Annotated in this window: 14 protein-coding genes; 8 read left to right on the top strand and 6 right to left on the bottom strand. The window is 64.2% G+C overall.

The window, feature by feature from the left end:
- Window positions 1-230: 230 nt before the first annotated feature.
- Window positions 231-2,756 (bottom strand): PepSY domain-containing protein, encoded by a 2,526-nt coding sequence (locus C84B14_RS06250; protein WP_353222646.1) that lies wholly within the window; start codon window positions 2,754-2,756, stop codon window positions 231-233.
- Window positions 2,757-3,156: 400 nt separating this feature from the next.
- Window positions 3,157-5,310, bottom strand: coding sequence for a TonB-dependent siderophore receptor (locus tag C84B14_RS06245; protein ID WP_353222644.1), 2,154 nt, complete (start codon window positions 5,308-5,310; stop codon window positions 3,157-3,159).
- Between the two features lie 194 nt (window positions 5,311-5,504).
- On the opposite strand from C84B14_RS06245, the gene C84B14_RS06240 reads away from it, so the two are divergent.
- Both C84B14_RS06240 and C84B14_RS06235 read left to right on the top strand, forming a co-directional pair.
- A complete protein-coding gene (locus C84B14_RS06240; RefSeq protein WP_353222642.1) occupies window positions 5,505-5,963 on the top strand; it encodes a hypothetical protein in 459 nt (152 codons plus the stop codon).
- A gap of 60 nt (window positions 5,964-6,023) precedes the next feature.
- A complete protein-coding gene (locus C84B14_RS06235) occupies window positions 6,024-7,238 on the top strand; it encodes a TraB/GumN family protein (protein WP_502949895.1) in 1,215 nt (404 codons plus the stop codon).
- Between the two features lie 236 nt (window positions 7,239-7,474).
- Here C84B14_RS06235 and C84B14_RS06230 read toward each other — a convergent pair whose 3' ends face one another.
- Window positions 7,475-8,536 carry a DUF429 domain-containing protein gene (locus C84B14_RS06230; RefSeq protein WP_353222640.1) on the bottom strand — a complete coding sequence of 354 codons (1,062 nt, stop codon included), beginning with the start codon at window positions 8,534-8,536 and terminating at the stop codon, window positions 7,475-7,477.
- A gap of 126 nt (window positions 8,537-8,662) precedes the next feature.
- Between C84B14_RS06230 and C84B14_RS06225 the strand changes: the two genes are divergently transcribed.
- Window positions 8,663-9,679: an alcohol dehydrogenase gene (locus C84B14_RS06225; RefSeq protein WP_353222639.1), complete on the top strand. Its 1,017-nt coding sequence runs from the start codon at window positions 8,663-8,665 to the stop codon at window positions 9,677-9,679.
- Between the two features lie 88 nt (window positions 9,680-9,767).
- Here C84B14_RS06225 and C84B14_RS06220 read toward each other — a convergent pair whose 3' ends face one another.
- Both C84B14_RS06220 and C84B14_RS06215 read right to left on the bottom strand, forming a co-directional pair.
- Window positions 9,768-10,097 (bottom strand): VOC family protein, encoded by a 330-nt coding sequence (locus C84B14_RS06220; protein ID WP_353222638.1) that lies wholly within the window; start codon window positions 10,095-10,097, stop codon window positions 9,768-9,770.
- 6 nt (window positions 10,098-10,103) lie between these two features.
- Window positions 10,104-10,520 carry a hypothetical protein gene (locus C84B14_RS06215; protein WP_353222637.1) on the bottom strand — a complete coding sequence of 139 codons (417 nt, stop codon included), beginning with the start codon at window positions 10,518-10,520 and terminating at the stop codon, window positions 10,104-10,106.
- 189 nt (window positions 10,521-10,709) lie between these two features.
- Here C84B14_RS06215 and htpG point away from each other — a divergent pair, with 189 nt between their 5' ends.
- From htpG to C84B14_RS06200, 3 genes are all read left to right on the top strand, one after another.
- Window positions 10,710-12,629 (top strand): molecular chaperone HtpG, encoded by a 1,920-nt coding sequence (gene htpG, locus C84B14_RS06210; protein WP_353222636.1) that lies wholly within the window; start codon window positions 10,710-10,712, stop codon window positions 12,627-12,629.
- A gap of 157 nt (window positions 12,630-12,786) precedes the next feature.
- Window positions 12,787-13,359, top strand: coding sequence for a hypothetical protein (locus C84B14_RS06205; RefSeq protein ID WP_353222635.1), 573 nt, complete (start codon window positions 12,787-12,789; stop codon window positions 13,357-13,359).
- A 6-nt stretch (window positions 13,360-13,365) separates the two neighbouring features.
- On the top strand, window positions 13,366-13,860 hold the full coding sequence (locus C84B14_RS06200; protein WP_353222633.1) for a DUF2489 domain-containing protein: 495 nt from the start codon (window positions 13,366-13,368) through the stop codon (window positions 13,858-13,860).
- A 171-nt stretch (window positions 13,861-14,031) separates the two neighbouring features.
- Here C84B14_RS06200 and C84B14_RS06195 read toward each other — a convergent pair whose 3' ends face one another.
- A complete protein-coding gene (locus C84B14_RS06195) occupies window positions 14,032-15,939 on the bottom strand; it encodes an ATP-binding cassette domain-containing protein (protein ID WP_353222631.1) in 1,908 nt (635 codons plus the stop codon).
- Window positions 15,940-16,086: 147 nt separating this feature from the next.
- Between C84B14_RS06195 and C84B14_RS06190 the strand changes: the two genes are divergently transcribed.
- Both C84B14_RS06190 and moeB read left to right on the top strand, forming a co-directional pair.
- Complete coding sequence (locus C84B14_RS06190) at window positions 16,087-17,454, top strand: DNA recombination protein RmuC (RefSeq protein WP_353222629.1); 1,368 nt, start codon at window positions 16,087-16,089, stop codon at window positions 17,452-17,454.
- A complete protein-coding gene (moeB, locus tag C84B14_RS06185; RefSeq protein ID WP_348767093.1) occupies window positions 17,444-18,544 on the top strand; it encodes a molybdopterin-synthase adenylyltransferase MoeB in 1,101 nt (366 codons plus the stop codon). Before C84B14_RS06190 ends, moeB begins: the two co-directional genes overlap by 11 nt.
- Window positions 18,545-18,650 lie beyond the last annotated feature (106 nt).

The following is an 18,650-nucleotide window of genomic DNA, read 5'->3' as shown; positions in this document are numbered from 1 at the left end:
TGTTACGGCGCGCCCGACAATGGGCAGGTTGTTGAGCAAGCTCTGCACAACCTGTCGCGGTCTCGCCGGCCTGCTTGGCGCGTAGCGTGCTCGTTGTAGGCCCGCGAGCCTTGGCGAAGACCAAGCGCGCGCAAAGCCGGCGACCGGCAACGGGTTCCGCCTCAGGTACGCCTTGCCGCGTCGTCTGTGAGGTCGCGAACGCGACCCGCGGCCGGTTGTGCAGAACTTTCTTAATAGACATCCATGCGGATCCGACCGGCGTCGTTGAGTTGTTCGAACAGGCCGGCGCCGAGGATGTTCACGAGCGTTGCCGTCACGCCGGTGGCCATGCCGTCATGGCTGCCGCATACGAATAGATAGGCGCCGTGGTCGATCCAGTCGCGCAGGCGATCGGCGTGCGCGGCCAGCGCGTGCTGGACATAGCGGCCATCGTCGGCGTCGCGCGAGAACACCGCGTCGAGATGGGTCAGGGCACCGGCCTGGTGCCAGGCGCGGATCGCGTCGCCGTAATAGAAATCCACCGCGCGCTGGCGTTCGCCGAACAACAGCCAGTTGGCCTGTTGCCCGGCGCCGATGCGAGCGATCAGATGGCTGCGCAGTCCCGCCATGCCGGTGCCGTTGCCGATGAAGACCGCCGGCTTTTGGTGACTGTTCTCGTCGCCGCGAAAGCCGGGGTTGGCGCGCAGGCGCAGTTCGATGACATCGCCGATTGCGGCCCGCTCGATCAGCCAGCCTGAGGCCAGGCCGGTGCCGTATTCGTGGCGGGCCAGACGGACAAGCAACTCGATTGCGCCGTCGCCGACGTTGGCGATCGAGTAATCGCGGGCTGCCAAAGGCGCGAGGCCGTCGAACCAGTGCTGTAGTTCGTTGCCCGTGTCGGGCGGGGTATCCGGCAGCTGCCGATCGCCCAGTGCCTGCTCCAGCGGCCAGGCTTGCCCGTCCCGAACCACGGATATCCGGCCGTCGATGTCATGACGCTGCAACCAGGCATCGATCATGGCCTGTGGCTGGCGCGGCCGGATTTCGGCAATGTCGCCGGCCTGCCAGTCCGGGGTGCCGGCGCCGATAGGCTCGAGTCGCAGGCAGGCGGTCGGCCCGCCGAGGCTGCCGGGATTGGCAATGGTGCGCGCGGCCAGCCGCCAGCGATCGAATGCCGGTTCAACGGCGGTATGGGCCGTGCCGAACAGGCCGGCGAGCGCGGCATGCCAGTCGGCCAGGGCCGCGGCATCGGCCTTGTCCACTTCGATCGGCGCGATCAGGGTACGCGCGCCGTGCTCGCGCAGCGCGCGATCGAGCCGCCGGCCGAAGGCACAGTAGCTATCGCCATAATCGCTATCGCCGAGCGATAGCAGGGCATAGTCGAGGGCTTCCAGGCGCGGCTGGGTGGCACTGCAGAAGCGGCGATCGAAGCCACGGGCCGCCACCGGCGCGTCGCCTTCGCCGTGCGTGCTCACCACGAACAGCGCCTGGCGATGCTCGGCCAGCGAGAGCGGCTGGATGTCGTTGAGGCCGGACATGCGCACCGCGCGTCCGGTTGCTTGCAGCGCGGCCGTGGTCTGGCTGGCGATGCGCTGGGCCAGCCCGCTCTGACTGGCGTATGCCACCAGCAGCGTATCCGTGCCGGGTGGGGCGTTCGCCTGCACGGCCGGCGGAGCGGCGACCTGGCGTTTCATGCGCCGGCGGCGCAGGTACAGCAACAGGCCGGTGATAAAGAAAACCGGCAGGGAAAAGCTGGCGAGCATCATCACGATCACGCCCGGCGTGCCGAAGAACGCGCCCATATGCAGCGCATACAGGCTGGCCAGCAGCTGGTTGCCTGCGGGTTCGTCGGCAAACCGGGCCGCGCCGAGAATCTCGCCGGTGGTCGGGTGCACGAACAGCTCGTCGTCGGCGTAGCGATGGAAGGCGTCGCCGGGCACGTAATGGATCTCCACAGGCGCGCGGGGCTCGTCCGGCAGGCGCATGAACACCGACTTTGCATCCACGAGCCGCGGCCCGACCGATGCCCACAGCCGGTCGATATCGACGGTCTCGGCGGGCTGCTCGAGTTCGACCCGGGCAGCCGTATCGCTTTCGAAAAGCGCCTTGCCCGCGTTTCGATACCAGTCGAACGACCACCACAGGCCGGTCAGCGATGCCAGCAGATAAGCCAGCAACGCCCACAGGCCCAGCACCGCATGCCATTCGCCGGCGAGCTTGCCGCCGAGCGCGCGCGGCCATAGCCAGCGCCAGCCCTGGCGCGGGCGTCGTTGCCAGCGAATCCACAGACCGCTGATCGAAAGCACCACCAGTGCGATCGTCGAGATGCCGACGATGAGCTTGCCGGTCGCACCCGCGGCCAGGCGCTGATGCAGCTGGCGAATCAGCCCGAACGTCCATTGGCCGCGCAGCATGCCGATCGGCTCGGCGGTGGTCGGGTCGACCATGGCGCGCTCACCGCGCCGGCCGGTGGTGTCCGGCGTGCGATAGCCCAGAAAGACGGGGTAGGGGCGATCCTGACGCCAGAACAGGCTGCTCACCGTGTGATCGGGATGTTTGGCTTCGTAACGAGCGACCAGTGCCGGCGGGCTAAGCCGCTGATCGGTTTCGAAGTGCGCGACCTGGTCGGCGTTGATCCATTCCAGGATGTCTTCCTGGAACGACATGAGGCCGCCGGTCACCCCGATGAGCATCAGCACCACGCCGGCGGTGATGCCGAGCAGCCAGTGCAGCTGAAAGATCGGGTCGAGCGCCCGTAGTCGGGCAAGGGGCGTCATGTGGACTGAACCGCGCTATGGGGCGCGCGGCGGCTGACCGCAGGCGGATTGCAGCCGCGTGTGCTGCACGGGCAGACGACTGCGTCCCGCGGGACGAGCGAGCAATACATGATGGTGGCCCCCGAATCGAATATCGGTCGACGCCGGCCTGACGCTACCGATGACTGCTCATCCGGCGGTCATTAAAAGAGCGCGGCCCGATTCGGGCCGCGCAATCCACCGAGATGAAGGTTTCCCTCCGTTCCATCAGCAACCGCTTGGATGCAAATGCGAACGATTCTCATTTTATATAACAAAACGGGGAGTGCAAGCGCCGTGAGCAGGCGATTAGGTTGTGCGCAAATAAAAAGGCGGCCCCGAAGGACCGCCTTTCGCGGATATCCGCCGATATGGCCGACGCCTACTGCCAGCGATAGCTGACCGTGGCGGTCGTCTCGCGGCCGTAGCCGTAGTAGCAGAAGTTCGAGCTCAGGCAGGAGGCCACGTACTTCTTGTCGAACACGTTCTGCATGTTCAGGCCCACACGCCAGCCCTCGTAGGCCGGATCGAGGCCGCCCAGCTCATAGTGCAGGGCCGCATCGGCCACCGTATAGTCGGGCACCTGGTCCTGATTGTCGTTGCTGACCTGTTGCTCACCGACATAGCGCACGCCGATGCCGCCGCCCGCGCCTTTCCAGGCACCGGCGGGTTGTGTGTAGTCGAGCCAAACCGAAGCCGTGTAGTCCGGGGTACGCTGGTATTCGTTGCCCTGGGTGTCATCCTCGGCGCTGGTGATTTCCGAATCCAGATAGGCTGCGGCGAGCGACAGGTCCAGGCCGTTGGCAAGACTGGCCTTGCCGTCGATCTCCAGGCCACGTACTCGGACTTCGCCGGTCTGCGAACGGGTGCCGTCCGGCTGCAGTGACCCGGTGACGTTCGTCTGCTTGAGTTCGAACGCGGACAGCGTGACCAGCGTATTGGTCCCGGGCGGCTGGAATTTTATCCCGGCCTCGTACTGCTCGCCCTCGGTCGGGTCCAGCACGTCGTTGCGGGTGCCGCTGGTCGCCGGTGACTGGAACGATTCGGTATAGCTCAAGAACGGCGCGATGCCGTTGTCGAAGGTATACAGCGTGCCCAGACGGCCGGTGAAGGCCCGGTCGGTGCGCGTATCGCGATTGCTGCCATCGGGGCCAAGGGCGGTGGTGTCGATTACGTCGTAACGACCGCCCGCGAGCAGGGTCAGCCGACCAAGCTTGGCCTGATCCTGAAGATAGAAACCGACCTGATCCTGATCGAATTCGAAGCGATTGCGCTCGATTTCCGGAATGACCTGGTCGTAGTCGGGGTTGTCGAGCGACAGCGTTGGCGGTGCGGTGGCGGTGCCCGGCTGCCCAAGCCCGTAGTAGCGATCGGCATCCAGATTCTGATAGTCGAAGCCGCCCAGCAGGGTGTGTTTGACCGGGCCGGTATCAACGTATCCGAGCAGCTGGTTGTCGATGAGAATGCCGTTGACGTTCTCCTGCGAGGCTGCCGTGCCACGAATGAGCGTGGTCTGGTCATCGCTCAGCCCGGCGCCGTAGACACTGCGGTAATCGATTTCGGCATCCCGAAACCGAAAATTCTGGCGAAACTGCAGGCTGTCGTTGAACCAGTGCGAGAATTCGTAGCCGAGCTGAACCGTCTTGCGATCGAAGCTTTCGAAGTTCTCGTCGCCGTCGTAGAAGTCGCGCGGCAGCTTGCTGCCGTTGCTGAGCGGATCGACCGTACCCTGATACGGTAGCGCGCCGTAGGAGCCGGAATCCGGATCGTTGCGATACTTGGCCAGCAGGGTGAGCTCGGTCGCATCCGACAGGCGCAGTGTGAGCGACGGCGCGATGGAGAAGTTCGACGTCTCGACGGTCTTCTGCGGGCCGTTGCGCTGGCTGCCGGTGGCAACCACGCGGTACAGAGCATCGCCTTCTTCGTCGAGCGTGCCACCGATATCGAAGCCCGCGCCCAGCCGGCTGTCGTTGCCGGTTTCGAGATAGAACTCGTTGGTCTGATCCTCGGTCGGACGCTTGGATACCAGGTTGATCAGCCCGCCCGGCGGCGTCTGGCCATAAAGCACCGATGCCGGCCCCTTGATGACCTCGACGCGTTCAAGCAGGTAGGGGTCGGTCTTGGGGATGGTATAGAAATAGCCCAGCTGCTTGAGCCCGTCGAGATAGGTATCGGGCTGGAAGCCGCGCAGCGTGAGCTGATCGTAGCGGCTGGCGACGTTGCCGCGTAGTTCCGGTACCACGCCGGATACATAGCGCAGCACCTGACGAATATCGCGTGCGTTCTGGGCCTGGATCTGGTCGGCGGCGATCACCGAAATCGACTGCGGCGTTTCGGCGATCGACGTGTCCGTCTTGGTGGCCGAACGCGTGCGCTTGGCGGTATACCCGTCCACAGGGCTCGTTGCCGTCTCCACCTCCGATTCGCCCTGAACCTGAATGGTGGAAAGCGTTTCGCTACCGGTCGTGCCCGTTGCGTCCTGCGCCAGCGTGATGCCGCTATACAGAAGGCCGGCGCCCAGGCTCGGCAAGAACACGAAGCCAAGCGCACGCGTTAGGCGTGTAGATGAATACCGCAAGATAATCCCCCAGGATATAAAGCCGAAGCCGAAGATTGTTATTGAGAACGATTCGCAATAATAGTGTGCAGCCGTCGCCTTGTATAGCGTTTGCGCTGACGCTCGCCCGCGAAACCGCTACCATCGTGAAAACCGTCTTTTGGAGAATCGTCGTGCAGCAGACATCGAGCTTCGTATCGGCCCGTTCGGGCGGTACCCGATATGCCGCCTTCGCGATCGCCGCCACCGTCGCGCTCGTGCTCGGCGGCTGTGGCAACAACGACGACGGCGAGAGCGCCGATAGCGCGAACGCGAAAGCGGAAACCGCCACGGCGAGCGGCTTTGCCGACGCCGATACCATTCGCGAACGGGTGATTGGCAATACCGTAACCGGCACCATGTCCCCCGAAAGTGCCTATACCGAGTTCTATGCCCCGGACGGCACGATTCGCGGGCCCGGCTATCAGGCACGCTGGACGATCGAAGACGACCAGATGTGCTTCGACTACGACGAGTCGCCGCAGATCGACTGCTACCGGGTGGCCATCGACGGCCGCGCGCTGGAATGGCATCGCCAGGGCGAAGTCGAAGGCAAGGGCACGCTCGTCGAGGGCAATCCGAACAACTTCTAGTGGCACCGCCCACATGAGGCGGTGGCATGCGCGCGCCCGAGAGCGCCGACAAGGTCAGATATGACGGAAATCGACAGCGCGGCCAATGCGCACAGCGGCGGCCCACGGCGCGTGGTCATGCGCGGCGAGCACCGATACACGCTGCTGGGCACCGCCCACGTCTCGCGCGCCAGCGCCGAAGAAGTGCAGCACGAAATCGAATCCGGCGACTACGACAGCGTCGCCATCGAACTCTGCGACGCTCGCCATGCCGCGCTCACCCGCGCCGGCGAACTCGAGCAGATGGATTTGTTCCAGGTACTGCGCCAGGGCAAGGCCGGCATGGTGGCGGCCAATCTCGCGCTGGGCGCCTATCAGCAGCGTCTGGCCGACCAGTTCGGCATCGAGCCGGGGGCGGAAATGCGCGCCGCGATCAATAGCTGTGCGGCGGCCGATCTGCCCCTCGAACTGGTCGATCGCAATATCGGTATCACCCTGAAACGGGTCTATCGGCGTATTCCCTGGTGGCAGCGCATGAGCACGCTGGGCGCGTTGTTCGCCAGCCTGTTGTCGCGCGAAAAGATCGAGGAATCCGATATCGAGCGGCTCAAGGAAGGCGACATGCTCGAATCGACCTTCAACGAGTTCGCCGCCGAATCCGCCACCATGCACGAAACGCTCATCGACGAGCGCGACCGCTATATGGCCGCCCAGCTGCTCAGGCTGGCACCGGCGCGGCACACGCTGGTGGTGGTCGGCGCCGGCCACTTGAAAGGCCTGGCGCACTATCTCGAAAACGGCATGGACGATCCGAACGCCGTGGTCGCCGAGCTCGATCGCGTGCCGCCCGGCGCGCGCTGGGTGAAATGGATTCCCTGGGTCGTGGTCGCGCTGGTGTTCACCGGCTTCGCGATCGGGTTTTCGCGCAGCGCGGGCCTGGGCCAGCAGATGGTGATCGAATGGGTGATCATCAACGGCGCGCTGTCCGCGCTGGGTGCAGCCGCGGCGCTTGCGCATCCGTTGACGGTGGTCACCGCCTTTATCGCGGCGCCGCTGACCTCGCTCAACCCCACCATTGGGGCCGGCATGGTCACGGCGGCCGCCGAGCTGTGGCTGCGCAAGCCGCGGGTGGGCGATTTCTCCACGTTGAAAAGCGACGTGACGAAAGCCACCGGCTGGTGGAAGAACCGCGTGTCGCGCACGCTGCTGGTGTTCGTGTTCTCCACCATCGGCTCGGCGGCGGGCACTTATATCGCCGGTTTTCGTATCGTCGGGCAGCTGTTCGGCGGCGGCTGAAGCGGTTTGCGGGGGCCGGTGCCGCCGCGCTTGGCCCGGGCGCGTAGGTTGGCTTAGGCCGAAGGCCGTAAGCCAACAAGAACTGCCGAGGGGGTGTTAGCAGCCGAGGGACGAGACGCGGCTTGGCTGCCGCGTTCCATGTTGGATTACGCTTCGCTAATCCACCTACGGCCTACGGTTCATACCGGGCATGCGTTCGTTTGGCGTGCGTTGGCGGACTGATGGCGCCGGCGCGTTCAATAGACGATACGCATCGGCAGATCCTCGCTGTCGTATTCCGGCGCTTCGGGCAGCGTGACGGCCTCGTCGTTGGCAATACGCTCGGCGGTGAACAGGCAGGCAAAGGCATCGGCGATATCGTCGTCGCCGGCCTGCTGCTTCGACACCAGGGCGCGAGCGTTGGCAAAGGCATCGCGGCCGAAGTGGGCGGCGATGAGTTCGCGTCGCTGGAGGTGGCCGGTGCTGCTGCGCTTGGGGTCGGCAAGCGCCTCGCCGCCGTTCATGGCCGCAAAGCTGACTTCGGGATGGGTTTCGTACAGACGCGCCTGCCAGTAGGCCGAACGGCGCAGCAGGTCGTCGAGTTCGCGAATCTTGGGCAGCAGGTTGTAGGTCTGGGCCGACAGGCGCTTGCCACAGTATTCGGCGTTGATGGCGCTGGCCTCGCCGTGATCGCGGCCGAGCAACGCCGCGCGTACCGGGGTTGGAAACACGCTGGTCGCGCGCCGGCCGGCCAATAGCTGGCGCGCGGCATGGTCGCAGCCGCGGGTCTGTTGTTCGTCGGCCAGGCCGATGGGCATGTCGATCGCGACCACGGCCGGAGCCAGGCGGTTGAGCAGGTTGGCCAGATCGCGATCGACGAAGGCACCTTCGTGCGACACCGCGATCCAGCCGCCCGGACAGCCATCGATGCCCACGCATTCACGCAGCCGCCGCTTGTGGCGTCGGTACTCGGCCAGCGGCGTGGCGAACGACAGCGTATAGCCGTCCGGGTCGTGGATATGGAAATAGCGTTCGTCCCAGGGCGCATCGGCCGGCTCGAAATCCGGCTTGAGTCCTGCCGCGAGCGCCCGTTCGTACTGGGTATCGACGTCGTCGACATAAAATATCGTCAGGCCGCCGCCCGGCCGTGCCTTGTCCCCCGCGCTGAGGTTAAGAAAGCTCTCGCCAGCATGAAAGCTGGAAAAACCCGCCTCCTCGCCGCCGAATTTCAGCTCGAACCCCAGCCCCCGATAAAAGGCACAGCTGCGTGCCATGTCCGTCACGAACAGCGTGACGGCACTGATTTGACGTATCGACATGGCGAGATAGTGCGACGCCCTCGGATTGGAGGCAAGCACTGTATTTCGGACGGCGCCCGGCGGTGCGCTCGTCGCGCGGGGTGGTATGGTCGAAAGCGTTCAACCAAAACTCAGGAGCTGGGTGACATGGCGCAAATGAAGGTGGCTCAGATCAATGCGGCGGGCGGCGACTTCCAACTGGTCGATCGGCATATTCCCGATCCGGGCGAGGCCCAGGTTCGGGTTCGTATCGAAGCCTGCGGGATTTGTCATTCCGATGCGTTCGTCAAGGAAGGCGGTTTTCCGGGGCTCGATTATCCACGCGTGCCCGGCCACGAAGTCGCCGGGGTGATCGACGCGGTCGGCGACGATGTCGACCACTGGCAGGTGGGCCAGCGCGTGGGCGTGGGCTGGCATGGTGGACATTGTTTTGCCTGTGACTCCTGCCGGCGCGGCGATTTCGTGACCTGTGCCCATCAGCAGATCTGCGGCATTTCCTACGACGGCGGCTACGCGGAATACATGATCGCGCCGGCCGAGGCGCTGGTTGCCATCCCCGATGCCCTGTCCTCGGTCGCGGCCGCACCGCTGCTGTGTGCCGGGGTGACCACCTACAATGCGCTACGCAACTCGGGCGCGCAGCCCGGCGACGTGGTGGCGGTGCTCGGCGTGGGCGGGCTCGGGCATCTGGCCGTTCAATATGCCTATGCGATGGGCTTTCATACCGTCGCCCTGTCGCGTGGAACCGACAAAAAGGAGCTGGCGCTCGACCTCGGCGCGGATACCTATATCGATACCGAAGCACAGGACGCCGCCGAGGCACTGCAGGCGCTTGGCGGCGCGCGGGTGATTCTGGCCACTGCGCCGAACCCCAAGCTGATGAGTTCGGTTATCGACGGGCTGGGCGTGAACGGCCAGCTGCTGGTGGTGGGGGCTTCGCCCGAGCCGATCGAGGTATCCCCGTTCCAGCTGCTCATGGCACGGCGCAGCGTGGCCGGGCATCCGAGCGGCGCACCCCAGGATTCCCAGGACACGCTGGGTTTTTCGGCGCTGCGCGATATCGAAACCCGGATCGAGACCTATCCGCTGGCCGACGTCAACGAAGCCTATGCCCGCATGATCAGCAACGAAGCGCGTTTTCGCGTGGTGTTGACGATGGGCTGAGGCGTACGCATGCGGGGCGCGGCGTAGCTGTCGCGCCCCTGGATATCGGCATGGGGTGCCGGCTTAGTCGAAATCGACAAGCGTCGCCCTACGACGCCGGTTCACGCAGCTCGACCTTGCGGCCATCCGGATCGCGCACGATATAAATCCGTGTGCCATCGAATTCGCGCGTGGTGGTTTCCGGCGCCTGCGCTAGCGATTGCGGTACGTGTTTTACCCTAAAGCCCAGGCGGGTGTTGCCGAGTGCTTCGTTCGCCGCCGCCGGGTATAGCTCGAATACGAAACCAGCGTCCTCGGCGGCATAGTGAAGCGGCCCGGTGCCGTGTTTTTCCGCGACGAAGCGAAAGCCGAGGCTTTCGTAGAACTGACGGCTCGTTTCCAGTTGCTGGCAGCGCAATACGAGCAGGTCGAGTTGCATGAGGTCCTAGAACAGCGACTGCTGCGGATCGGGCCGATAGGCGCCAAAGCGGCCGAATTGCTCGCAGGCGCGCGCCAGATGGTTGGCGATGCTCGACAGCGCGGTGATATCGGCAAAGTCGAGTTCGGCGATCAGGCCGTGCACCCGCTCGCGCTCGTTATCGGAGGCCGCCTGCAGCGTCGTGGTGAGCAGGGTCTGATCCAGCGGCTCGAAGCGCTCCGGATATTTCCAGGCCACGAGTTCGGCCGGTCGATCGAGCTGGGCGGCAAACGCCTGATCGTGCAGTAGCCGGGCCGCGGTTTGCAGGTCCGCGCCGTGGCCGGCCGCGTGCTGGCGCCGGGCGAACTCCTGGCAGGCCTCGGCGTCCACGCTCGCCATGCCGGCCAGCAGGCTGTTCATGGGGGTGTCTTCGGTATAGGCCATGGGCACGCCGGCTGAAAACTGGGAGCGCGCATCATCCGGACACGGGCCCGTGAGTGCAAGCGCCGAATGCCGCTGTGCAGCACGTAGCGCTTGAAAATGGCGTTGACGGGCCACACTCAAGGCTATCAAGGCGATAGTTTGTCGAGTGATCGCCGCCCATACACCGTTCAACAACTAATCAATACCGCCATGAGCGAAAACCAGAACACCGAAACCCGTGGCTTTCAGGCCGAGGTCAAGCAGCTGCTGCAGCTGATGATCCATTCGATGTATTCGAACAAGGAGGTCTTCGCCCGCGAGCTGATCTCCAACGCCTCCGACGCGCTGGATACGCTGCGCTTCGAGGGCCTGAAGAACGATGCCCTGTTCGAAAACGATCCCGAACTCAAGATCTGGATCGACTACGACAAGGACGCCCGTACCGTCACCATCGGTGACAGCGGCATCGGCATGACCCGCGAGCAGGTCATCGACCGTTTGGGCACCATCGCCAAGTCCGGCACGCGTGCGTTCCTGGATTCGCTGTCCGGCGATGAGAAAAAAGACGCGCATCTGATCGGCCAGTTCGGTGTCGGTTTCTATTCGGCCTTCATCGTCGCCGAGAAGGTCGTGGTGGATACCCGCCACGGCGGCGAATCCGAAGGCGTGCGCTGGACTTCGGACGGCGGCGGCGAATACACGCTGGAAGCCGTTCCCAAGGAAAAACGCGGTACCGAAGTCACGCTGCATCTGCGCGAAGGCGAGGACGAGTTCCTCGACGACTGGCGTCTACGCCATCTCGTGCGCACCTATTCGGACCATATCGCCTTTCCGATCATGATGCGCGAGCAACTGTCCGAGGAAGACGAGAAAGAGGGCAAGGAAGCCGGTTGGGAACAGGTCAACCGCGGTGCGCCGCTTTGGACGCAGCCCAAGTCCGAAATCTCGGCCGAAGACTATGCCGAGTTCTACAAACACACCTGCCACGACTACGAAGACCCGCTGACCTGGACCCACAACAAGGTCGAAGGCAGCCAGGAATATACCAACCTGCTCTATATTCCCAAGCGCGCGCCCTATGACCTGTTCGACCCGAACGGCAAGGCGCACGGCGTGAAGCTGTATGTGCAGCGCGTATTCATCATGGACGATGCCGAGAAGCTCATGCCGCGCTATATGCGCTTCGTGAAGGGCGTCATCGATTCCAATGACCTGCCGTTGAACGTCTCCCGAGAAATCCTGCAAAACAACCAGCTGCTGGACAAGATTCGGGCCGGCTCGGTGAAGAAGGTGCTCGGCCTGCTCGAGTCGATGGCCAGGGACGACGAAGAGCCCGAGAAGTACAAGACGTTCTGGAACGAATTCGGCCAGGTGCTGAAAGAAGGCATCGTCGAAGACCACGAAAACCAGGCCAAGATCGCCAAGCTGCTGCGCTTCAAGACCACCCGCGACGAAAGCGCGGATCCGGGCGTAGCGCTGGACGAGTACATTGCCCGCATGGCCGAAGGCCAGGACAAGATCTACTACATCACCGCGGACACGCTGGCCGAGGCCAAGCACAGCCCGCATCTCGAAATCTTCAAGAAGAAGGATATCGAGGTGCTGCTGCTCACCGACCGCGTCGATGAATGGGTCATGGCCCATATGACCGAATACGAAGGCAAGACCTTCCAGTCGGTTGCCAAGGGTGCGCTCGATCTCGGCGATGCCGAGACCGAGGAAGAAAAGGCCGAGCAGGCCAAGCTCGAAGAGGAATCCAAGGACCTGGTCGAGCGCGTCAAGAAGGCGCTGGGCGAACGCGTCAACGAAGTGCGCGTGACCCATCGTCTGACCGATTCGCCCGCCTGCCTGGTGGCTGACGAGCACGGTATTTCGGCGCATCTGGAACGGATTCTCAAGGAAGCCGGTCAGGAAATGCCCAATACCGCGCCGCATCTGGAAATCAACCCGACGCACCCGCTGGTCGAGAAGTTGGCCAGCGAGCAGGGCGAAGACGAGTTCGATGCCTTTTCGCAGCTGCTGTTCGAACAGGCCGTGCTGGCCGAAGGCGGCGAACTGGACGACCCGGCCACTTTCGTGCGCCGGATGAACCAGATGCTGCTGGCGGTATCCAAGGGCGCGGCCGCATAGGGCCTGTCGTACCGGCCGCAAGTCGGTTGGTATGAACGACATACGACCCCGCTGTACACGAGGCCCGCATCCGCGGGCCTCGCTCGTTGGCCACGTTGCAGGCATAGTGCGTGTTAGATGCACGAGTGGGTTCGAGCAACAACGAGGTAGAACGAACATGGCACGACATCTTTGGACTTGTGCGGCGCTTGGTTTGCTGGCGCTTTGTATTGCGCCGCTGGCTTCGGCCCAGACGGTCTCGATCGGCGGCACCAGTCTGGAACTTGGCGCCTCGCGTGCGGATACGCTGGCCATCGCCAATGCCCATTTCAATACGGTGCCGGCCCAGGCCGACGGCCAGTACATGCTCTTTCCCAAGCAGGGCCCCGTGATCGTCGGCCGCGACACCTACGGCAAACCGGTGGGTACGCTGACCATTCGCGATGATCGGCTCACCCGCGTGTCGCGCAATCTCGGCTCGTTTCGAAGCGAAGACGGCGAACAGGCCATCGAGAATCTGATCGCCACCTTCGCACGTGCGCCCAACCAGGGCGATACGCCTGCAGTTCGCACCGATACCGGTGTCAGCGGCGACGCCAGTACCTCGCGCGTGTACTTCAGCTATCCGGATCGCGCGATTCAGATCGTGCTCTACCGGCCGAACAATCGCTCTGGCCTGGCGACGATCGATATCACCGAGCAGTACGCACTGCGTCCCGGTACGGTCGGCAACGCTCGCAAGCAGCGCTAGGCGGTGATGGGCTGGCTCGCCGCGCTTGCGGTCGTCGTGGTGGTGGCACTCGCCGGCTATGCCGGCTGGCTGTGGTGGCGCGTGCTCAATCAGCAAAAAGAGCGCGAAACCCACAACGCGGCGGTTCTCGCCGAAACCGAGGCCGACCTGGAACACAGCATGGCCATCATTGCCGACAGCCTGCTCACCGGCGAGCTGAATCTCTCCGAAGGCGCGATACGGCTCAAGGTACTGCTTGACCACTACCACGCGCCGGGTGGTGCCCAGGCCGATTATCCGGCGATCTACAGCCTGTTTCTGTCCACGTCCAACATGCCGCGCGGTGAAGCACGCGATGCCTGGCCGCGTGCCGAGATACGGCGTATGGATCGTGAACGCGAAATGCTCGAAGTGGCGGCCAAGGATGCCGTGCTCGACGAAGCGGCCCGACTGCGTCAGCGCTTCGGAGTGCCCAGCGGCCGGGAAGGGCTGGCCTCGGCGCGGCCGGTTGATGCCGCCTGACAGCAGGCGGGCCGAATGCCGGCCTGTCTTGAAGATCTCTCAGGCTGGGCTCGAAACCACGGGCTTTCCTGAGGCCCATGTTTCGAAGCCACTACGAGAGTGCGGGAGAAACGCTCAGGCTGAGCCATTCCAGTGGTTGCTGAACAAACGCCGGAAATGGCTGCCCGCGAATCAGCCCTGGCGTGCCTCCAAAGCTTCCCACCGCTCCAGGGCGTTTTCCAGATCGCTCTGCGCCTTGCCCAGCGCTTCGGTCTTGCGTTTGATCTCGTCGGCCGGGCGATCGTAGAAGCCGGCTTCACCGAACTCGGCTTCGAAGCCTTCGATTTTCGTTTCCAGCTTTTCGATCGTGTCCGGCAGGGCGCGCAGCTCCTTGCGCTCGGCGCTGCTCAGCGGATTGGCCGGCTTGGGCTTGGGTGCGGGCGGGGCAGCCTGGGCGGCGGGTTTGGCCTTCTTGTTGGCTGCTGGCGCGGGCTCGCCCGCGCGCGGGCGCTGGCGTAGCCAGTCGGTATACCCGCCGACATAGTCGTTGACCTCGCCATTGCCTTCGAACACGAGGCTGCTGGTGACCACGTTGTCCAAAAAGGCACGATCATGCGAAACGAGCAGCAGGGTGCCTTCGTAGCTCATCAGCCGTTCTTCGAGCAGCTCCAGGGTTTCCACGTCGAGATCGTTGGTGGGCTCGTCCATGATCAGCAGATTGGCCGGGCGGGTGAACAGCTTGGCCAGCAGCAGCCGGTTACGTTCACCGCCGGAGAGTACGTGCGTGGGGCTGCGCGCGCGCTTGGGCGAGAACAGAAAGTCCTGCAGATAACTCATCACGTGCCGGTCCTGGCCGTTGATGGTGATCGAGGAGCGTCCCTGCGCCACGTTATCGAGCACGCTGATGGAGTCGTCGAGCGCGGCGCGATGCTGGTCGAAATGGGCGATATCGAGATTGGTGCCCAGCTTGATGGTGCCGGCATCGGGCTCGATACGGCCGAGCAGCAGGTTGATGAGCGTGGTCTTGCCGCAGCCGTTGGGGCCGATGATGCCGACCTTGTCGCCGCGCTGGATCACCGTCGACAGATTGTTAACGATCGGTTTTTCGTTGCCGGCGTCGCGCCAGGTGTAGGCCAGGTTTTCGGCCACGATCACATGCTTGCCCGAACGCGCGGCGTCCTGGGTGACGATGTTGGCGGTGCCGCCGCGTTCACGACGTTCGGCACGCTCGGCGCGCATGGCCTTCAAGGCACGAACACGGCCTTCGTTACGGGTACGCCGGGCCTTGATGCCCTGGCGAATCCAGACTTCTTCCTGGGCAAGGCGCTTGTCGAACAAGGCGTTGGCCTTCTCTTCGTCGGCCAGCATCTTTTCCTTGCCCTCGATGAAGCTGTCGTAGTTGCCGGGCCAGGAGGTGAGCTTGCCGCGATCCAGGTCAATGATGCGGGTAGCCAGGTTCTTCAAAAACGCGCGGTCATGGGTAATGAACAACAGCGCGCCGTTCCAGGCCAGCAGCATCTCCTCGAGCTGGGCGATAGCGCTGATATCCAGATGGTTGGTGGGCTCGTCGAGCAGCAGCAGGTCGGGCTCCTGTACCAGCGCGCGGGCCAGCAGCACGCGCCGTTTCTGGCCGCCCGACAGGGCTTCGAACTGCCAGTCGGCGTCCAGATTGAGGCGCGATAGGGTAGATTCGACCTGGGGCGCGAGCGTCCAGCCGTCCATGGCCTCGACCCGAGCCTGGGCCTTGGAGAAGGCGTCCATCACGTCCTCGCCGGCCGACAGGCGCGCGGTCAGCTCGTGAAAGCGGGCCAGCGCCGCACCGACATCGCCCAGGCCGCCGGCGACCACGTCGAACACGGCCCCCGCGGTACCGGCCGGCACCTCCTGTTCGAGCCGTGCGATACGCAGATCCGGCTTCTGCTCGCGAATGACCTCGTCCGGCTCGATCTCCTGCGAAACGATCCGCATGAGCGTGGACTTGCCGGTGCCGTTGCGCCCGACCAGCGCCACGCGTTCGCCGCGATCGATGCTCAGTTCGGCATCGTCGAGCAGGGGATGGGTGCCGTAGGCCAGACGCAGGTTGCGCAGTTGCAGGATCATGGGCGCGACCATATCGCGAGCTGGGAAATCGAGGCGCGTATTGTACGCCCTGGCGGGCGCCCCTGTTGGGCAGCAGCGCGGCGATCGACGCTGCGGGTTTAGACTGGCGTCTTTAGTTTTGGAACCGCGAAGATCATCCCCTCCACGATGACATCCGATAGCACCCTATATCTTGGCTGTGCCCTGTTGGCCGGCGCGCTGCTGGGCGGCGTGTTCGTGTGGCTCTGGGCGCGTTCGAAACAGGCCCAGCTGGTCGCCGACCGGGCCAGCGCGCAGCGCGAAGCCGATAGCCGGGCAGCCGAACTGGCCGAGACCCGCGCCGCGCTCGATGATGCACGCGCCGAAAACGCACGGCTGGAAACCCGGCTGGACGGCGAACGGCGCCATGCCGAGGACAAGCTCAAGACGCTGACAGAAGCACGCGAAGCACTGACCCACCAGTTCAAGACGTTGTCGCAGGAGATTCTGGAAGAAAAAAGCCGGGCCTTTACCGAGCAGAACAAGGCCAGCCTCGAACCGTTGATCAATCCGCTGCGCGAGCATATCGGCCGCTTCGAAAAACAGGTGCGCGAAGCCTACGACCAGGAAAATCGCCAGCGCTCGGCGCTGGCCGAGCAGGTGCGGCTTCTGGAGCAGTCGAACAAGGCCATTGCCGAGGATGCGACCAATCTCGCCAATGCGCTGCGCGGCGAATCCAAGACCCAGGGCAACTGGGGCGAGATGATTCTGGAAACCGTGCTCGAGCGTTCGGGACTGGAAAAAGGCGTGCAGTACGAAACCCAGTTCGCCGCCACGACCGAGGACGGCAATCGCCAGCTGCCGGATGCGGTCGTGCATCTACCCGAACAGCGCAGCATCGTCGTCGACGCCAAGGTGTCGTTGACCGCCTATCTGCGCGTACACGAGGCCGAGGACGAGGCCACGCGCCGTGCCGCGCTGGCCGATCATGTGGCTTCAGTGCGCCGTCATCTGAAAGGTTTGTCGGCGAAGAACTATCAGAACATCGACCGTATCGAAACGCTCGACTACGTGTTCATGTTCATCCCCTCGGAAGCAGCCTATGTCGAGGCGTTACGCGGCGATTTCGATCTGCAGCGCGAGGCCCTGGACGCCAACATCGCGCTGGTGTCGCCGACCACGCTCATGCCCATGCTGCGGGCGATCGCCAATCTGTGGAAGCTTCAGCAGCAGGAAGAAAACGCGGCCGAGATCGCCAATAAAGCCGGCGCGCTCTACGACAAGTTCGTGGGATTCGTGGACGATCTCGACAAGCTCGGTCGCGCCATGGATACCGCCAACAAGGCCTTCGACGGCGCGCGCAACAAGCTGGTCAGCGGGCGCGGCAATATCGTGCGGCGTAGCGAACAGTTGAAAAAGATGGGCGCGAATACCAGCAAGTCGATCGGTGCGGGCTGGACGCGCCAAGCCGAGCTGGGCGCCGCAGCCGACCTGGATGAAGCGATCGAAGATGATCGCGACGACAACGACGACCTGGACGAACGCCATGAGCCTTAAAGACGAGCTTGCAGCGCTGCGTGAGCGTATCCCGCCGGTCAGCGCCGAACGCGCGGCCGAGCTGGCGCGAGACGGTGCGCTGCTGGTGGATATTCGCGAGGCTGACGAAATCGCCCAGGGCACGCCGGTCGGGGCGAAGCCGCTGGGCCGTGGTTTTCTGGAAATGCGTCTCGAACAGCAGGTCGGTGATCCGAACCATACGATTCTGCTGCTGTGTGCCTCGGGCTCGCGTTCGCTGTTGGCTGCCGATCAACTGACGCGACTGGGCTATGGCGACGTACGCTCGGTCGAGGGCGGCTTCGATGCCTGGAAAGACGCCGGGCTGGCGTTCGAAACGCCGGCGATGCTGGATAACGCCGATCGGGCCCGCTATGCGCGCCAGCTCACGCTGCCGGAAGTCGGTGAGGCAGGGCAAACAAAGCTGCGCGATGCGCGCGTGCTGATCATCGGCGCGGGCGGGCTGGGTTCGCCGGCGGCCTATTATCTGGCCGCGGCCGGGGTGGGGCATATCGGCATCGTCGATCACGACGTGGTCGATCGTTCCAACCTGCATCGTCAGATCCTGCATCGCGATGCCAGCGTCGGCCAGCCCAAGGTGCGTTCGGCCATGGCCAGCCTGAGCGCGCTCAACCCGAGCATCGATATCGAGCCGATCGAAACGCGGGTGAGCGCAGATAACGCGGCCGAGCTGGTGGCCGGCTACGATCTGGTGGTCGACGGCAGCGATAACTTCAGCGCGCGCTATGCCATCAACGACGCCTGCGTGGCGGCGAACATTGCGCTGGTGTATGGCGCGGTGGAGCGCTTTTCCGGCCAGGTCGGGGTATTCCCGGCCGGCGGCCAGCCCTGCTATCGCTGCCTGTTCGCCAGCGCGCCGCCGGCCGGGGCCGCGCCGACCTGTGCCGAAGCCGGCGTGCTTGGCGTGGTGCCCGGTCTGGTGGGCACCCTGCAGGCGCTGGAGGCCATCAAGCTTATCGTCGGCATGGCGGATACGCTCTCCGCGCGGCTGCTGACTTTGGATGCCCGCACCCAGCGCTGGCACAGCCTGCAGGTTCCGGCCGACCCGAGCTGCGTCGCCTGCGGCGGGTGAGACGGGCGATATCCGCTCGGCCTTTGACACATCAGGGCAATAACGACCGACGATAGTCGACTATCGTCGAGGTCGGGCGCGTTGCTAGCATTTGCCGACTGTACAG

The sequence above is a fragment of the Salinisphaera sp. C84B14 genome (assembly GCF_040361435.1).
GTDB lineage: Bacteria > Pseudomonadota > Gammaproteobacteria > Nevskiales > Salinisphaeraceae > Salinisphaera.
The sequence above is the reverse complement of the archived record's forward strand: the minus strand, read 5'-3'. Positions and strand labels throughout refer to the sequence as shown.

Excerpts from the sequence above, each read along its gene's own strand:
- C84B14_RS06195 (WP_353222631.1), bottom strand. The coding sequence starts at position 15,939 with ATGATCCTGCAACTGCGCAACCTGCGTCTGGCCTACGGCACCCATCCC.
- htpG (WP_353222636.1), top strand. The coding sequence starts at position 10,710 with ATGAGCGAAAACCAGAACACCGAAACCCGTGGCTTTCAGGCCGAGGTC.
- C84B14_RS06200 (WP_353222633.1), top strand. The coding sequence starts at position 13,366 with ATGGGCTGGCTCGCCGCGCTTGCGGTCGTCGTGGTGGTGGCACTCGCC.
- C84B14_RS06225 (WP_353222639.1), top strand. The coding sequence starts at position 8,663 with ATGGCGCAAATGAAGGTGGCTCAGATCAATGCGGCGGGCGGCGACTTC.
- C84B14_RS06235 (WP_502949895.1), top strand. The coding sequence starts at position 6,024 with ATGACGGAAATCGACAGCGCGGCCAATGCGCACAGCGGCGGCCCACGG.
- C84B14_RS06230 (WP_353222640.1), bottom strand. The coding sequence starts at position 8,536 with ATGTCGATACGTCAAATCAGTGCCGTCACGCTGTTCGTGACGGACATG.
- C84B14_RS06190 (WP_353222629.1), top strand. The coding sequence starts at position 16,087 with ATGACATCCGATAGCACCCTATATCTTGGCTGTGCCCTGTTGGCCGGC.
- C84B14_RS06215 (WP_353222637.1), bottom strand. The coding sequence starts at position 10,520 with ATGGCCTATACCGAAGACACCCCCATGAACAGCCTGCTGGCCGGCATG.
- moeB (WP_348767093.1), top strand. The coding sequence starts at position 17,444 with ATGAGCCTTAAAGACGAGCTTGCAGCGCTGCGTGAGCGTATCCCGCCG.
- C84B14_RS06220 (WP_353222638.1), bottom strand. The coding sequence starts at position 10,097 with ATGCAACTCGACCTGCTCGTATTGCGCTGCCAGCAACTGGAAACGAGC.
- C84B14_RS06250 (WP_353222646.1), bottom strand. The coding sequence starts at position 2,756 with ATGACGCCCCTTGCCCGACTACGGGCGCTCGACCCGATCTTTCAGCTG.
- C84B14_RS06205 (WP_353222635.1), top strand. The coding sequence starts at position 12,787 with ATGGCACGACATCTTTGGACTTGTGCGGCGCTTGGTTTGCTGGCGCTT.